Source organism: Streptomyces sp. AC550_RSS872 (genome assembly GCF_019049285.1).
Classification (GTDB): domain Bacteria; phylum Actinomycetota; class Actinomycetes; order Streptomycetales; family Streptomycetaceae; genus Streptomyces.
The window spans coordinates 1-15627 of sequence record NZ_JAGMUL010000219.1 but is presented as its reverse complement, the minus strand read 5'-3'; the positions used below and the strand labels follow the sequence as shown (position 1 = coordinate 15627).

General features: G+C 67.8%; 16 protein-coding genes and 1 pseudogene. 11 read left to right on the top strand and 6 right to left on the bottom strand.

From position 1 onward, the window contains the following. Positions 1-132 (top strand): annotated as a pseudogene (locus tag KUM44_RS46635) (IS5/IS1182 family transposase); the annotation flags it as partial. A 9-nt stretch (positions 133-141) separates the two neighbouring features. Here KUM44_RS46635 and KUM44_RS44795 read toward each other — a convergent pair. Continuing rightward, positions 142-366 carry a phosphatase gene (locus KUM44_RS44795; RefSeq protein ID WP_374202136.1) on the bottom strand — a complete coding sequence of 75 codons (225 nt, stop codon included), beginning with the start codon at positions 364-366 and terminating at the stop codon, positions 142-144. 1225 nt (positions 367-1591) lie between these two features. Next, on the bottom strand, positions 1592-2014 hold the full coding sequence (locus tag KUM44_RS44790; protein WP_254391029.1) for a hypothetical protein: 423 nt from the start codon (positions 2012-2014) through the stop codon (positions 1592-1594). 146 nt (positions 2015-2160) lie between these two features. Between KUM44_RS44790 and KUM44_RS44785 the strand changes: the two genes are divergently transcribed. The 6 genes from KUM44_RS44785 (at position 2161) to KUM44_RS44765 (ending at position 6249) form a co-directional block, all read left to right on the top strand. Further along, positions 2161-2415 carry a hypothetical protein gene (locus KUM44_RS44785; protein ID WP_217215671.1) on the top strand — a complete coding sequence of 85 codons (255 nt, stop codon included), beginning with the start codon at positions 2161-2163 and terminating at the stop codon, positions 2413-2415. After that, on the top strand, positions 2412-2783 hold the full coding sequence (locus KUM44_RS44780) for a fic family toxin-antitoxin system, toxin component (protein WP_217215669.1): 372 nt from the start codon (positions 2412-2414) through the stop codon (positions 2781-2783). The genes KUM44_RS44785 and KUM44_RS44780 overlap by 4 nt, the downstream gene beginning before the upstream one ends. A gap of 77 nt (positions 2784-2860) precedes the next feature. Next, positions 2861-5002, top strand: a complete 2142-nt coding sequence (locus KUM44_RS44775; RefSeq protein WP_308402871.1) for a DEAD/DEAH box helicase family protein — start codon at positions 2861-2863, stop codon at positions 5000-5002. Further along, positions 4999-5433 carry a hypothetical protein gene (locus KUM44_RS46630; protein WP_254391027.1) on the top strand — a complete coding sequence of 145 codons (435 nt, stop codon included), beginning with the start codon at positions 4999-5001 and terminating at the stop codon, positions 5431-5433. Before KUM44_RS44775 ends, KUM44_RS46630 begins: the two co-directional genes overlap by 4 nt. Before the next feature lie 145 nt (positions 5434-5578). Further along, complete coding sequence (locus tag KUM44_RS44770) at positions 5579-5881, top strand: hypothetical protein (protein ID WP_217215667.1); 303 nt, start codon at positions 5579-5581, stop codon at positions 5879-5881. Beyond that, positions 5878-6249 (top strand): type II toxin-antitoxin system death-on-curing family toxin, encoded by a 372-nt coding sequence (locus tag KUM44_RS44765; RefSeq protein WP_217215665.1) that lies wholly within the window; start codon positions 5878-5880, stop codon positions 6247-6249. Before KUM44_RS44770 ends, KUM44_RS44765 begins: the two co-directional genes overlap by 4 nt. A 22-nt stretch (positions 6250-6271) precedes the next feature. On the opposite strand, the gene KUM44_RS44760 is transcribed toward KUM44_RS44765, so the two are convergent. Beyond that, positions 6272-7186: a PIN domain-containing protein gene (locus KUM44_RS44760; protein ID WP_217215663.1), complete on the bottom strand. Its 915-nt coding sequence runs from the start codon at positions 7184-7186 to the stop codon at positions 6272-6274. A 65-nt stretch (positions 7187-7251) separates the two neighbouring features. Here KUM44_RS44760 and KUM44_RS44755 point away from each other — a divergent pair, with 65 nt between their 5' ends. Next, entirely contained in the window at positions 7252-7983 is a 732-nt protein-coding gene (locus tag KUM44_RS44755) for an A24 family peptidase (protein WP_217215662.1), read from the top strand. A 21-nt stretch (positions 7984-8004) separates the two neighbouring features. Here KUM44_RS44755 and KUM44_RS44750 read toward each other — a convergent pair whose 3' ends face one another. Together KUM44_RS44750 and KUM44_RS46625 are read right to left on the bottom strand one after the other, a co-directional pair. Continuing rightward, a complete protein-coding gene (locus KUM44_RS44750) occupies positions 8005-8343 on the bottom strand; it encodes an HAD hydrolase-like protein (protein ID WP_308402870.1) in 339 nt (112 codons plus the stop codon). 1427 nt (positions 8344-9770) lie between these two features. Next, positions 9771-11183: a hypothetical protein gene (locus tag KUM44_RS46625; RefSeq protein ID WP_254391026.1), complete on the bottom strand. Its 1413-nt coding sequence runs from the start codon at positions 11181-11183 to the stop codon at positions 9771-9773. A 575-nt stretch (positions 11184-11758) separates the two neighbouring features. On the opposite strand from KUM44_RS46625, the gene KUM44_RS44740 reads away from it, so the two are divergent. Further along, positions 11759-13948 (top strand): integrase, encoded by a 2190-nt coding sequence (locus tag KUM44_RS44740; protein WP_217215660.1) that lies wholly within the window; start codon positions 11759-11761, stop codon positions 13946-13948. Then, positions 13945-14214: a hypothetical protein gene (locus KUM44_RS44735; RefSeq protein ID WP_217215658.1), complete on the top strand. Its 270-nt coding sequence runs from the start codon at positions 13945-13947 to the stop codon at positions 14212-14214. The genes KUM44_RS44740 and KUM44_RS44735 overlap by 4 nt, the downstream gene beginning before the upstream one ends. A 321-nt stretch (positions 14215-14535) precedes the next feature. Here the strand turns inward: KUM44_RS44735 and KUM44_RS44730 are convergent, their stop codons facing one another. After that, the gene (locus KUM44_RS44730; RefSeq protein ID WP_217215656.1) at positions 14536-15117 is read right to left on the bottom strand and encodes a hypothetical protein; all 582 of its coding nucleotides are present in this window, start codon (positions 15115-15117) and stop codon (positions 14536-14538) included. A gap of 218 nt (positions 15118-15335) precedes the next feature. Between KUM44_RS44730 and KUM44_RS44725 the strand changes: the two genes are divergently transcribed. Next, positions 15336-15627: helix-turn-helix domain-containing protein (locus KUM44_RS44725; protein ID WP_254391025.1), on the top strand; the 292-nt coding region annotated here is incomplete at its 3' end.

Here is a 15627-nt window from a genome sequence, read left to right as displayed (position 1 = left end):
TCGAGCGCACGATGTCCTGGCTGGGCGGCTGCCGCCGTTTGCACCGCCGCTACGAACGCAAGGCGGAGCACTTCCTGGCCTTCACCGCCATCGCCTGCCAGCCTCATCTGCTACCGCAGCCTCACCAAATGAGACGATGTCTTATCCGCCATCGACTCGAACGAACACTAGCTGCCGCCACTCCCATTCGGGAACGAGCCCGATCAGCACGCGGGGGTCCCGAGCGGCGAACAGCTGATAGTTCCGAAGGCTCTCCTCCCGGGAAGTAGCCACGGGCCCGGCGAGACGGGCGGCCTGGAGATGGGCGCGCAGGGCTCCGGTGCTCAACACGATTCGGTGGCGGCGGGCGCGGACGGGGAGGGTCATGGGAACCGGTAAACACCGCGCAGTTGGCGCACATGAGTGTTGTCCACGAGATGCCTAGCGCCAACGATGTCGGCCGGAGCCCGGGCTCGCCGGGTGCCGAGGTCTGCAGCGACATGGGCTACCGGTACATTCGCAGAGCCAGCCACTTCCTGGCCTTCGCCAGCATTTGCCTGCACCATGATCTGCCGCCGCAGACTCACCGATGACATGTAGTAGATACAGAACCCCGACGCACCCTGCCGCACGGCCGTTACTGCGCCGCCGCCGAAGCACTGGGATGGGTGTTTGATTTGCCCGGAAAGCGTGACCGGGGTCCGCAAAGAAGCAGAACGCCAACGATGCCCATGAAATGGCGCTCCTGAGCTGACGGAATGAGCTGAGCGGGATCAGCGCGCCGTGCATCCGCTCCGAGTTCGCCAGCGTTCGCGCCGTAGTGGGCTCACAGTCGGAGACGCTGGATCTATTCCGGGACCGTGGGCCGCTCTTGAGGTGAACTCGATGACCACCCACCAGAGACGACACAGTTCGCATGATCGTCTCGGCGACTTCGCGCCAACTCTCGCGAACACTAAGCGCCGCTGCAGTCGGCGAATGCCCGGCATCGAGTCGTCGAGAGGAGACGGGGACAGCGACGCTCCGCTGGTCTGGAGACGAGCGGGGTTTTTGGCGATCGTCCAGGGGGCGTTGATCAGGCGTCAGGGCCGAGACGGGCGGACCTCACGCATGGTGTCGGCCAAGACGTCTCAGCCGCCATTTCGCCACCACCCCCCGGAAGGCCCTCGCCAACACCGCTGCCCTCCAGGGCAATCACGTGGCTGGCGCCAAGCCAGATGTCTCATGAGACATGCTGAGCGCGAAGAACACTTCCAAGGCAGTCTCCCGGTCTCCCGCGGAAGCCGACCTCACGGACGACGACGGAGTAGTTCCGGCGGGAGCGGCCGGTGTCCTTGTCCCACAGAAGCCCGATGCCGAGGTAGTACACGTGGCGAACGCTGCACGGCCGTGCTGCTTCCGCCAGCTCGCAGATCGCCGCCCGTAGGGCCTCCACCTGTGCCTTTGTGCGGCGAGGCCGTTTTACGGAGCTTAACCGGACATGCTTCCAGTGAACTCCTGGGGCGGCACCACCCTCACCGCCTCGCGAACCCGCGCGTCCTTCAGCTGATCCCGTGCTGCTTACCCCACGCGCCGGCCGAGGCCTGCGGAGCCGTCTGATCAGACGCTCGCCTCAGCGACAGCAGCGCGGAACTCCTGCGTCATCAGGGCCATCGAGCCGCGCTGAACGGGAGCCTCGCCCGGCTCTGCCGAAACCCTGGCCACCGCGGCACTCATGCGCTCGTACATCGCGGCGTCGACCACGGCCCGATGCTCTTCGGGAACCTCCCGAGTGTCCCGAAACGGCGATCATCGTGCCGAAGCGAGTGCCGATCCACCCGATCGTCTCGACCTTCCAGTCCAGCTGCCGGGCGGCCCTGCGCATCGCAGCCCGGATCAGTTCGACTCCGCCGAGCCCGACGGCTTCCTCGTCGTCCAGGTTCACCTGGTAGGAGCCGCCGAAGCCGCCGGCACCCTCGGGGCAGGAGCGGCGCAGCAACGGGGCCAGGGCCTCGGCCATGGCGATGCAGCGCGGGTCCTTCGCGTAGGAAGCCATCGGCGTCATCGTAGAACCACCCGGGCGTCATCAGACGCCGTTCTGCGGGGCGCTCACTCGAAAGCGACCACGCCGAGCGCGTCACCGGCAGGCGACGGTGATTTCGTACCCAGCCCGCGCCTGCTACCACCCTGCTACCATCAGGTGTGGCTACAAATAAGCAGACGCAGGTCCGGCTGGACGAGGACGTACTGGAGGCCGGCAAGGCTGCCGCCCGCTCCCGACGGCTCGACTTCAACAAGTACGTGGAGCGACTCATCATCGAGGACACCACCGGCGCCCGCGCCGCCGGCATGGCGGCTGCCCAGCGGCTCGTTGATGAGCACGGCACGTTCCTCGACGACCTGGAGCATCAACTCGACGCCCCATACGCCCAGCAGCAGCCGGGCGCCGCCGCGTGATCCTGCACGTTGACGAATCCTGGATCCTCGAAGTAGCAGAACGGGCCGGGCACCGAGACCCGGCCGCCGACGACTACGGCGTACCCATCGCCGCCGTCGCCCGCCACCGCGGCGAACTCCTCGACACTCCCGTCTACGACGGTACCTTCTCCCGCGCCGCCGCCCTGGTGCACACCCTGGGCCGCTGCCGCTGGCTGGAGCGCTCCAACCTCACCGTCGCCTGCGCGGTCGCCGTCATGTATCTCGAGGCCAGCAACATTCCCGTCAACCCCACCCGCGAACAGCTCACGGCGCTCGCCCACGAGCTGAACAACCCCTGCTGCACCGTCGACCGGATCGCCTCCTTCCTGCGCACCTGGAAACCCTGACCCCGACCGGGCGTTGATCGAATTCGGGACGCGCCAGGTCAGTGGGCCGGGGGAGAATGGTGGCGTCTGGGTGCGCGGTGAGCCGCCCGCGTGCGTTTGGGGAGGAGTGCCGGGATGGCGCTGGACTGGGACCGGAGCTGGACTGGGACCGGATCGGCACGGGGGACAGTGAGGCGATCCTGCGCCCCCGGGACATCTACGCGGGGCTGGCCAAGCGCCCTTGGCCCTATCTGCGCCACGAGCAGGGCGAGGTGCTGGACGAGTGGTTCGACCGCCGCAGGGATGACCGGGATGTCGTGATCAAGCAGAACACCGGCGGCGGCAAGACCGCCGTCGGCCTACTGATCGCGCAGAGCACCCTGAACGAGGGCATCGGCAAGGCCGTGTATCTGGCCCCGGACAAATACCTGGTGCGCCAGGTCCGTGAGGAGGCCGCGCGGCTCAGCGTGGCCACCACGGACGACCCGCAGGATCCGGCGTTCCTCGCCGCGCAGGCCGTGCTGGTGACCAACTACGACAAGCTGATCAACGGCAAGTCAGTGTTCGGGGTCGTCGGTGACGGCCCGGAGCCGATCGACCTGGGGATCGTCGTCGACGACGCGCACGCCGCGCTGGCAACGGCGGAGGACCAGTTCCGGCTGCGGGTGCCGGCGAGCCACGAGACGTACCAGAAGCTGCTGGACCTGTTCGCCGACGACCTGCAGCACCAGTCGCCGAACAAGTGGGCGGAACTCCAGGCCAAGGACCCCACCGCGCTGGCGCCGATTCCGTTCTGGGCGTGGGCGGACAAGAAGGCCCGGGTCATGGAGATCCTCCACCCCCACCGGTTCCACGACGACTTCAAGTTCGCATGGCCGCTGATCGCCGAGGTGCTGCACCTGTGCACCGCGACCGCGACAGCGAAGGCCGTGGAGATCCGGCCCTCGTGCCCACCGATCGACCGCATCCCCTCGTTCGTACGCGCACGTCGGCGCGTCTACCTCACCGCCACCCTCTCCGACGACAGCGCCCTCGTGACCGACCTCGACGCCGATCCCTCCCTCGTGGTCCGGCCCGTCACCCCGGGCAGCGCGGCCGATCTCGGGGACCGGATGATCCTGGCGCCGGTCGCGCTGAATCCGCAGCTCGACCCCGAGGCCGTACGGCAGCTGGCCCGCCAGTTCGCCGACGGAGACCGGGACGGCGACGGCGTCCCGGAGGACGTGCCGGTCAACGTCGTGGTCCTGGTGCCCAGCGAGAAGGCCGCGAAGGCCTGGGAGACCTACGCCGACCGCACCTACCGGGTGGGCGACCTCGCCGTCGGCGGCAAGCAACTGCAGGCCGGCCATGTCGGTCTGGTGGTCCTGGTCAACAAGTACGACGGCGTCGACCTGCCCGCGGACGCCTGCCGCCTGCTGATCCTCGACGGGATCCCGCGTCCCCTGGACGGAGTGGAGCGGCGCGAGGCGATCGCGCTGGCCGACAGTTCCGTCCGCTTGGCCGGGGAGGCCCAGCGGATCGAGCAGGGCATGGGGCGTGGCGTACGCGACAGCGAGGACTACTGCGCCGTGCTGCTTCTCGGTGCCGGCCTCGGCGTCGCTATCCACGAACCGCGCCACCTGAGCCTGTTCTCGCCCGCCACTCAGGCGCAGCTCAAGCTGAGCAGCGACATCGCACGGCAGATCAAGGGCGAGGGTCTGGACTCCGTGCGCCAGGCGCTGCGGGCCTGCCTCGGGCGGAGGCACCAGTGGACCGAACGTAGCCGGCGGGCACTGGCCGAGGTGCGATACGCCCCGCACGGGACCGTACGACCGGAGGCCGTCGCACTGCGCGAGGCGTTCGACCTGGCGGCAACAGGACGGACGATCGCGGCGGCCGACCGCATCCAGCTGACCGTGAACGACCTCGACGACAAGGCGCTGCGCGGCTGGCTGCAGGAGCAGAAGGCCGCCTACATGCACATGACGGATCCTGTCGCCGCCCAGCAGGTCCTGGCCGGCGCCCTGAACGAGAACCAGTTCGTCCTGAAGCCCGCGGGCGGTGTCGAGTCGGCGCAGATCAAGGCGGCCGCCGTGCAGGCCCGCGAGGCCGCGCAATTCCTGTCCGCCGAGTACGGAGACGGCGTCAACCTGGTCCTCGGGGTGAAGGCACTGTTGGAAGAAGTGGTGTGGGGCGACGAGGACCGCTCCGACGACGCGAGCGGGCCTGGGAGCGCCTGGGCCGCCACCTCGGATTCGTGAGCACCCGGCCGGAGAAGCTGTACGACACGGGCCCGGACAACCTCTGGGCACTCTCGGCCACGCGGCAGGCCGTGATCGAGCTCAAGACCGGGTGCGTCACCGACACGATCGCCAAGAAGGACGCCGACCAGCTCGGCGGCAGCATCCGCTGGCTCAACAAGCACAACCCCGAGGTCAAGGCCCTGCCCATCATGGTGCACCCCAGCCGCGTCTGCGACGCCAAGGCCACCCCGCAGCCGGTTATGCGCGTGGTAACGCCAGCCAAGTACGAGCTCCTGAAGCAGTCGGTCATCCAGTACGCCGTCGCGCTCGCCAGCGACCTGGGCCGATGGGCCGACGAACAGGCCGTCGCCGCGCAGCTCGCTCACCACAAGCTCACGGGCGACCGCTTCTTAGACACCTACTCCGAGACCGCGCGCACCAGCGCGTGATCATCACGCACCCGTGCGAGTTCTGAGATCCACTGGCAGGTTCGCGGAAGACTTGAAGGGGCACCCGCCGTCCAACGGCCGCTGCCCCTCTCTTCTTGCCCGAACGCCTACGGCGCGGGCCGGACCCGCTGGTACCGTCGCTCGTATGGACCAGAACGGATCCCCGGTGCCGCCCTTCGAGCCGGAGGAGTACGCGCGCGTCGCGGCGGCCGCAGACATCGTCGGCAAGTCCCCCCAGGACTTCGTCCGCGACGCGGCGCTCAAGGCTGCCGACGACCCGTTCCTCAAGGCCCTCGGCCGGACCCGCGACCGCGTCCCGCAACTCGCCGAGATCTTCGCCACCCAGGACACCCGCGAAGCCGACACCAGTACGGCCGCATGGCCTGACCCCGCGCCCATGGGCAGCCGCGAACTGCACGAGTCCCAGCGGCACGGTCACGCCGCGTGACCCGGTTCCTCACCCCGCAAGAGCTCCTTCAGATCGCGCAGACTCTCCCGGGTGACCCGGCCTGTCTCGACCTGGGCGTGCTGGACGCCGCCTGCGCCCGGGTCCAGGCCCACTACATGGGCCGCGACGTATACGCGAGTGACTGGCTCAAGGCCGCCGCCCTGATGGAGTCCATAGCGCTGTTCGAACCGTTGGAGGCGAAGAACGAGTTCTTCGCCTGGCTGGTCGCCGAGACGTTCCTCAACACCAACAACGTCACACTCGCCTATGAGCCGGGGGAAGTCCTCGCGCTCGTCATGCGCGCCAAGCACAAGGGTGCCCGTGTCCAGGAAGTCGCCGCCCAGCTGCGCGCCTGGTCCACCGTCTGACGCCCCTAGCCAGAGCCGGGACCTATCCGTCCCCGTCGGCGGGCACCTCGAACGTGATGGCCTGCTCGTTGGCTGCCTTCTCCGCCGCACTCAGCCGCTCGATCTTGTACTTTTCGTCCAGGACCTTGGCCTTCAGCCCCCACGACAGCGCGCGAGCCCGCATCCCGTTGTCCCCGGTGATCACCGTGACCGGGGCCGGCGCGATGGCCTGCTGCAGATAGCGGGCGCGCGCGACGATCTCGTCGTCGTTGTTCGGCAGCCGCACGTGCCCAGGCTCGTCCAGGAGGACCTCGACGACCGTGTCCTCGCGTACCACCGCGTGGCCGTCGGCCTCGATCTGGGCCAGGGTCTGCTCCAGGAGCGCGAAGACGGCGCGCGCCCGTTTCCGGACGCTGGTGTCGTGGGTGTCGTACGACTTCTTGTCGATCTCGTCGATCACGATGTGGGGGATCATGACGGACGTGCCACGGCCGAAAAGCCGCTGCCACGGAATCTTGTCGAAGCGCATGTAGTGCAGCAGATCGTTGGTGTCCAGCACCACCGTCCGAACCCCGTGACGGGTGAACCGCTCCTGCATCCGGCGCAGCTCGTTGGCCAACTCCATGAAACAGGTGCGGAGTTCCTGCAGCTCGGTATGCATCAAGTTGGCGTGTCGGTCTGCACTGAACTGACGGTGCATGATCGCGTCGTAGCGGTCGCCTCGAAGGCGGCCTGCCACCGACCGGTCCGCGAACACCTCCAGCAGCTCCGTCCCGGCCTCAAGCGTCCACTCGTCGTATGTACGCCGCGCCTGTGCGAGGTTGTTCCAGCCGTCCTGGGGCAGCCCGGGGCCTGTTACGTGCGGCACCGCGTTCTGGACGTTGGTGAGCCCCTGCTCGGTGAGGCGGTCTAGAAGTGCGATGGCCTCGGCGCAGGTTGTTCTGGGCCTCAACAGCATGCACGTGCTCCTCACGGTACGGGCTGTCCGTAACACCGGACAGAGCTGAGCTTAGGCTTCCTCCGGTGGAGACGTTCTGGATCATCGCGGCCGCGATCCTGTGGGGTGCTGGCACGGGCCTGCTCATACCGCGCGCCGCGTACCGGCTCTCCGTGCCGCCCGAAGACCCGTGGCGGACAGCCTGTCCTGCGGGACACTCCTTCGCCGGTGCCGGGAACGGATGGATCGGGCGGGCCCGCTGCCGTGACGGCGACTCGTACGGTCCCAGCACGCCACTCCTCTCCGCCCTCACGGCCACGGTCAGCGCTGTCCTGGCGGCCGCCACCGGCGCTCGCCCCGAACTCGTCGTCTGGCTGCTGCTCGCCCCGATCGGCCTGTTGCTCGCCACCGTGGACTTCACGGTGGAGCGGCTGCCCGACATCGTCACCCTGCCGCTCGCCGTGATCACGCTGACCCTGCTGGGCGTGGCGGCGCTGCTGCCCGGCGCCGACGGCAGTTGGAAGACCGCGTTGCTCGGCTCCCTCGCGCTCAGCGCCTTCTATCTCGTACTTTTCCTGATCAACCCACCGAGCTTCGGCTTCGGCGACGTGAAACTCGGCCTCACCGTCGGGGCCGTGACCGGCTGGTACGGGTGGGGCATCGTCATCGCCGGCACCTTTGCGGGATTCCTGCTCTTCGCGCTGTACGGCCTCAGCCTCATCGTCGCGCGCCGTGCCGACCGCAAGACGGCCCAGCCGCTCGGACCTTTTCTCCTCGCAGGAGCCTGCGTCGGCGTGCTGCTCGGCTCCGTCGTCTGACCGAGGCGACGTCACATGTGGTCAGGCGCCGTTGCGGACGAACTTGACCATCAGCTCGGCATCCCGCAGATCGGGGAGGACCACCTCTGCGCCGGCGTCGCGGAGCGCGGCTTCGTCGCTTCGGCCGGTGGCTACGGCGATCACGCGCACCCCGTTGGCGTGGGTGCCCTCGATGTCCGCCGGGGTGTCACCGATCAGCACGGCGGCGTCTGCGGTCGTGTGCGCGCGTTCCAGGGACAGCCGGACGAGGGCGGCGCGCACGTCGTGGTCCTCCCCGTAGGCGCCCAACCCCCACAGGATCGGGGTGTCGAGACCAAGGACCTGCAGCTTGAGTTCGGCGAGCGCGAGTTGCACCGGCACTTCCGCAGCACAACGCGAGCACGGACCTGGCTGGAGCGGGTGCATGTGGGTGGACGCGATGCGGCCGTACGCCACATGGAAGGGCCTGTGGTCAGCATGCCGCCACTCCTACCGGTACCAGCCCCTGGGCAGCAGTTACGAGGCAGTCACCAACTGCCGACTACTGCTGACCACCCTCGAACAGGTCAGATGACAGCGACGTCTGAACGAGCGGTCGTGGCACTCAGCCATCAGCAATTCGGCGAGGAAGTCGCGGCGGTTGGTGGCACCGCACCGTGCGTTCGTTCGTCTCCGCGAGGACCTGGGTCCGGCCGAGCTTGGGACGTCCGGGTGAACAGGGCGGTGTCGCCAGCGACCTGGCCGGAGCCCGGACGCTACAAGGAGGGGGAACCGGCGCAGGAAAACGGGCGGAGGTCCGATGGCGACATGGCAGGACGAGCCGGGCGCCCGGGAATGGCGCCACGCTGTGGACGCGGCCGACCGTGTCCACAGCCCAGGCGTCCCCCCTGGCGAGCTGCCTGGCTACCTCCAGGGCTGCGCTGCGATCGACGAGGTGGTGCGACTGCTGGCCGACCCCACCGTGCCCGGCGCGCTGACCGCGGCCCGGTCCGCCATGCGGCGCGCACTGCGGGTGATGCCGCAGTCTGGACCAGACCAGCTGTGCTACGAACAGCGCTGGCGCGGACGCCACCGATGGGACGGTCCGCTGCAAGTGTGCGACCGGCCGACCTGCGGCCGCTGCCTACCGCTGAAAGCCGCAGCGGCAGTTGAGGCAGCGCGCGCTCACGATCCCGCCGCAGCAAGATAATCGCTGCTGGCCGGCATCAGCAGTCCACCCTCAGCCAGTCGAGCAAGGCCTGGTCGGTGTACTTCGCCGCCAGCGGGCCGTCCCGAACCGAGCGCACCGGGACGGGTCGGACTACTGTAACAAGCTTCGACACACCGCCCATCGACCGGGAAAGGAGCCCGCTGCCCGCCCCCGACCACGACCCCGAGCACATCGCGGACGCGCTGCGCAACAGCCCGCACATCCTCTCCGCCGACGGTATGGCCGGCAGCGTGGCTACGGTGACGTCATTTGGGACCACCGAGGCGTCTCGAAGCGGCCCCGATCTGTGAAGATCGCCTCCCGTGAAGATGGCCTGGAATGGCTCCACTTGACCCTTCTGGCTCGTCACTCGTGGGGCCAGTTCAGATCGTCGCGGTACAGGCTTCACAAATTGGGGCCCGCGGAGGCGCCTTGGTGAAGCCGGAAGAGCACGCCGCAGCCGACGGAAATGGTTCTGGTGAAGGTGGCGTGGTTTGTACGCCCAGCGCCGTCCCGCGCCATACCACGCCGACGCAACGCTGGTCAGCGGCGCTAGCGGCGCGGCAGCAGACGGCGCCAGGTGAAGCGCGGCCACCGCTTGAGGAGGCGTGACCCCTTTTCAGCCCCCGAAGAGCGCTGCCACCGACGCGATGATGGCCAGCGCGGGTTGCGCGATGTCCGCGCTGCCGGCCAGCAGTTCGCGGAGGCGGTCCGTGCGGGTGCGGACGGCGGGCACGTCCGGTTCGGGTTCGCTGGTCAGGCGAGCCAGGTCGTGTACCGTGCCGGCCGCCTCGTCGCGCTGGTCGTCGGACAAGGTCCTGCTGGACAGAACCAGTTCGAGGAGCCGGGTCAGATCATCACCGCCCGCGCTCGGCCCGTACGTGTTCTGGAAGTCGCGAATCACCGTGTCCTTCGGGCGGTTGACGAACGTGGTCTTCTCGCCCTGGAAGATGAAGTTCTCCGACACCGCTGCTCCTGACGTGACGACGACTCGGCAGTTGACGAACGTATGGGCGTGATCCGCGCGGGACGACTGTACGGTGCCCAGTCGGCCCTTGATGGCATCCGCCGCCGCGCGTACGCGCGCGAACGCCTCGGCGTCGGCGGCCCGTCCCGTGGTGGCGAGGATACCCAGTACGTCCTGGGGCGACGGCTTGGGCCTGGTGGGCAGCGGCTTGCGCCACCACTCGGGATCTTGCCGCTGGATTTCGGCGAACCATTCCTCAAACCGCTCGTGAGCCACGGTCTCCTCTGCGCGCATCTCCGCCTGGAGGCTGGGAGCAGATGTGTCGCGCATGGCGCGGAGTGCTGTCGCGATACCGCCGAATAGGGAGCGGAAGGAGCCGACCGAGACGTCCTCGATGCGGAACACGACCTTCTCCGCCTCGGCCGGTGACCCTCCGGTCGGCTGGAAGAACACCAGACACGGCAGGAGCGTGTGGTCGAGCCCCATGAAGTCGGCGATCTCGTAGGCGCCTTGGCGGTCGTAAGGCCGCCAGTTCAGCCACCTCATCATGGCCAACGTCCGGTACAGCTCCGGTTCCAGGTGCCCCCGCCAGTACCTCTTGGCCGTACGCCAGTCAGTGGGCCGCTCGACGACGAACACCCGGGTCGCCGGGCCGGAGAGGGCATTCAGATCGTCGAAATGCGTACGGACGTAGGCCGCGAGTTCCGTGTCGGCATCGGTGTACAGCAACACGCCCCACAGACGCGGGCCACCATCCGGCGGGAGAACCCCCTCGGCGAGCTCAAGCCTGCGGATCAGCGCAGCCGAGTCGTCAATGGGGGCGAGCGAGTACGACCCCTCTTGAGGATGCTCAACGCACAGCACCAGCGGGTCGTCCTCGGCCAGGTCGAGGTCGGCGATGCGCTGGTCGGCCGGTAGCGTCTCGCTGGTCACGGCATCGTCGAGCCACATGTCCAACGGCTGTGTCGGCCAGCGTGAGACTGTCGTTGCACGTGCTTCGGCGAAGGCCGCCTGCATGAGCTCGCCGACCGTCGCGCACTCCGGCACGGAAACGTCGATCATCATCCCGTCAACGTGCCGGCCAAGGGCCCGCCAGCGTTCCGTACCCGGCTCGGCGAACGGCCCGTCATCAGCGAACAGTCTGTCGTACGCCTCGTCGCCCGGTCGCCACCGATGATCGGCAATGTCCCCCTCGGCAACATAGATCTTCAAGCGCAACGGTCGCCCCCTCAATACCAGTTCGTCCTACCGAGTATGGCCAACACGGGCCCCGCGGCAGCGACTGTCACCCGATCGGGTGAGGAGGAGGTCCAGCCTGGGGCGCGCAGTGCGCACCGGCGCCCGATCCCGGGGGGTCCCGGAGCTTGGCTGTGGCGTGCTCTTCCGGCTTCACCAAGGCGCCTCCGCGGGCCCCAATTTGTGAAGCCTGTACCGCGACGATCTGAACTGGCCCCACGAGTGACGAGCCAGAAGGGTCAAGTGGAGCCATTCCAGGCCATCTTCACGGGAGGCGATCTTCACAGATCGGGGCCGCTTCGAGACGCCTCGGTGGTCCCAAATGACGTCGCCGTAGCCACGGCAGCGACACCGTCCGCTTCGTCTCCGATGTCGGAACCGCCTGGACCCTGACTCTGCAGGACGTGGAGCCGACCGACGACCACCTCCTGCCCGCGCCCATCCTCACCGAGGCCGTCGCCGCGGCGATCCTCAATCACCCGAACTTCGTGATCGCCATGCCGGATGAGCCGCGCGAGGACACCATCACCATCCAGACCCGGGGCGGCAGCCGCTACCTCCTGGCCCTGGATCTCGACACCGACACCGACGGCGGTCAGGAGCTGCCGCCGCTGATCGACAACCCCAGCGCACCCCGCGAAACGATCCACTGGATGAAGTTCCCGGACGCCACCCGGGAGGAGTTCCGGCTCATCGCCTGGCACGTGGTCAACCGCGCGCTGCCCGACACGTTCCTGGTCGGCAAGGTCCCCTCCTGGCGGACCCGGCAGAGCGGGCCCTCGATCTATGGGGCCGTCCTGGCCTGGCGGCACTTCGCCCACTGGCTCGACAAGCGCGGCATCACCAGCCTGGACGTCTGCACCGAGGAGATCTTCCACGACAACGGACTGCACCTGAGCCGCAAGCCGGGTATCGGCCGCTCGACCGTGGGCCAGCGCCTGACCGCGCTGACCCGCCTCTGGGCATTCGACGAAGGCAGCGTGCTCCCGCGCGGAATCGCCGAACCTCCCTGGAACCGTGAAGGCCGCGACGACTACCTTCCCGCGGCGACATCGTCCGGCGGGGAGAACAGCACGGAACCGCTTTCACCCGACACCATGGGGCCCCTGCTCATCTGGGCCCTGCGAGTGGTCGAGGACTTCGCCGACGACATCCTCGCGGCCTGGGCCGAGAAGCGGCGGCTGACCGCGCGAGTCGCCGAGGTGAAACCGACACCCGCATCACGGGCCTTGCTCAAGACCTACTTCAACGACCTGGTCGAGCGGGGCCAGCCCATCCCCACCTACGATCATCCGGGCGGTCGGCGATTCGCCCTCACCTACATCGCCGGCACCCACGGCGTCTCTCTCGGCCAGACCGGCGATGTCGTCGGCAGCCGACGCGGAGGGATGGGGCTGGAGCAGTACATGCTGAGCAACCCCGGCGGATGCCCGCTGGACATACCCGTCACCGGCCTGGTCGAGGGGAAGCCGTGGAAGCAGGCGCTGGACTTCACCGAGGCCGCGGCCATGATGCGGCACCTGGGCACAGCCACTTTCATCGTCCTGTCGTATTTGACAGGAATGCGTCCCGGGGAGGTTCTCGGGCTGAGGACAGGGTGCTGCCCGGACCCTGAATCCGGACGGCACCTCATCCACGGACACGTCTACAAGACGGCCACCGACGAGAACGGCAACCACCGCTCCGAAGGCGAGCTCCGCGATGTCCCCTGGGTCGCCATCGCCCCAGTGGTCAGCGCCATCCGCGTCCTGGAACGCATCGTTCCCCACGGCGCGCTGCTCTTCGACGGCGTCGCCCACGACTTCGTCAACAAGCGCAACTTCGTCGGTTCGGTGACCTTCAGTTCCTGGCGCGGCCGGGTCGAGGACTTCGCCGTCTGGGCCTCTGATCTCGCCCGATCCCTCGGTCGACCGCACGAGGCCGTCCCCGCAGACCCGAACGGAGCGATCGGGACGGAGCGATTCAGAAGGACGCTCGCCTGGCACATCGCCCGCCGTCCCGGCGGGCTGGTCGCCCTCGCGATTCAGTACGGCCATCTGCGCACTTCCATCAGTTCCGGATACGCCTCCCGCAGCCGGGACGGCATCCACCAGCTCTTCGACGTCGAGACCGCCCGCGCCATCGCGGACACCCTCAGCACCCTCCATGCTGACCTCGCCGACGGCGTCGGCATCTCCGGCCCTGCCGCACGACGCGCGATCCACGCCGCCAGCCAGGCCCCCGCCTTCGCCAGCACCGTCTTCACCCTCCGGGCCGCCCGCGCCGTTCTGGAGGACACCTCCCTGGCTGTCCACGACAACCCGCACGCCTACCTGATGTGTGTCTACAACCGGGAGAAGGCCCTCTGCCACCGGCTCGCCGACCGTCGTGACGCACCCACCCTGGACCGCTGCCAACCCACTTGCGCGAACGTCACCCGGACCGACCACCACGCCGACCAGCTCATCCCCCAGGCCGAGGTTCTGGAGAAGCAGTCCGTCGATCTCGTCCCCGTCCCCCTGGCTCACCGGTTGCAAGCCCGGGCCCAACGGCTCCGAGACCTCGCCGAAAAGCACCACCACGACCGAATCACCCTGCCGGAGGCATCCGCATGATCCCCGCCCTCGACGAACGCGACCGCATCCGCGCGGCCATGGACCGGATCCTCAGCGGCTCGCCCATCCATTCCAACGGAGCCCTGACCGTCGTCGCCCTGGCAACCGAAGCCGGCGTCCCCCGCAATGCCCTGACCCAACGGCACCAGGACCTGAAGAACGAGTTCTACGAACGCGTCCGCGCCCGCGACGGAATTCCCGACAGCGAGAAACGACTCCGCGCCCAAGTGGTGAAACTCAAGGAACAGCACGCCGAAGACGTCTGAGAGATCAAGGAACTCAAGAACGCCAACGAGATCCTCATCCGGGCACTTCACCAGGCACAAATGGAAAACCGTCAACTCCGCCAGCAGGCCACACAACAAGAGCCGAGGATCAGGGCCCTGCCGACCCAGCCCCACCCCACTCCATCACTCCGCTGAACATCCAGCCCAGCCCCAGGACGGCGCGGCGGCCAAAAACACAACGGCAAGGACCAGACAGTTCCGTGAGGCGGGTTTCCCCCATCCCTGCCAGGCTCCGCGCTGTTGAGGCTGACAGTGCCGCCGGAGAACTTTACCTAGACCCCTGGTCCAGGGGCAGATTGTTCATGACCACAGTGCGGCCGTCGCGCGCTTAATCGCCTCGTCCAATTCGTCACGGTACGGTGCCACTTCCGTGCGCCACATTTCAACGCGCTCCTCGTAAGAAGTGTTGAGAAGGATTCCACTCCCACTCCTGATGCGCATCTCAATCCGCTGGCACGCACGCATGATGGCGAACGCGATTTGGGACACCTCGTCAGGCCCGACCTGGCTGACGAGGCTAGGAGCTCTATGGAGCTCATTGAATGCGCTGTGCAGTTCTGCAGTGTCAACCTCATCGGCCAGGAGGCAGCGGCGAAATTGGGTCACCGAATTTTGAAAGATGACGTATGCAGCTCTCTGCGCGTCAGCCAGCCAACGCACTCGCTCCATCTCCACCTGGTTGCGCGCTTGCGCGAGTGCACTCCGATGGTTCGCCTCCGCGACCTCCACCGCGGCTCGGTGGTTGGCCTGTGCGACCTCCAAGGACGCCCGGTAGTTCGCCTCCGCCTGAGCCAACGTGGCGCGCATCTGCCAACGTGCGATCAACACACTCACAGGGATGCCGAGGAGAGCGAGTACTGCGGCCACACCGGAGAGGTCCATGACAGATCATGATGGCCCGCTGTTGCATCAACGCACCAGGTAATCATCGCCCCGAGACGACCCAAACCTTCAACATGCTGAACTTGACAGAGAAGGCGACCCGGAAGGCGAAGACGTCCGCGCCGCCTCCTTCGGGCAGCTGTCCGTCGTCTACTGAGTTTCAAAGCGTGGTGTCGGTATGGGCTGACGGTCCATGATCCCTGCGGTATGCCGACTGCATGAGGTATGCGCAAGGGGGCGGGCTGACCGACGAACGGCGAGCCTTCCGCGAGAAGTTGCGGTTGGAGGCGGCCGAGCGGTTCAGGCAGGGCGACGAGAACACGGTCATCGCTCACGACCTGCGGGTCAGCGTCCGGTCGGTACAGCGTTGGCGCAAGGCTTGGTCGCAGGACGGGCCGAGAGCCCTGGCCTCGAAGGGCCCGGCATCGCTGCCGCTGCTCAGTGACGAACTGTTTGCCGTACTCGAGCGGGAGCTGCTCATGGGGCCGGTGGCACATGGCTGGCCGGACC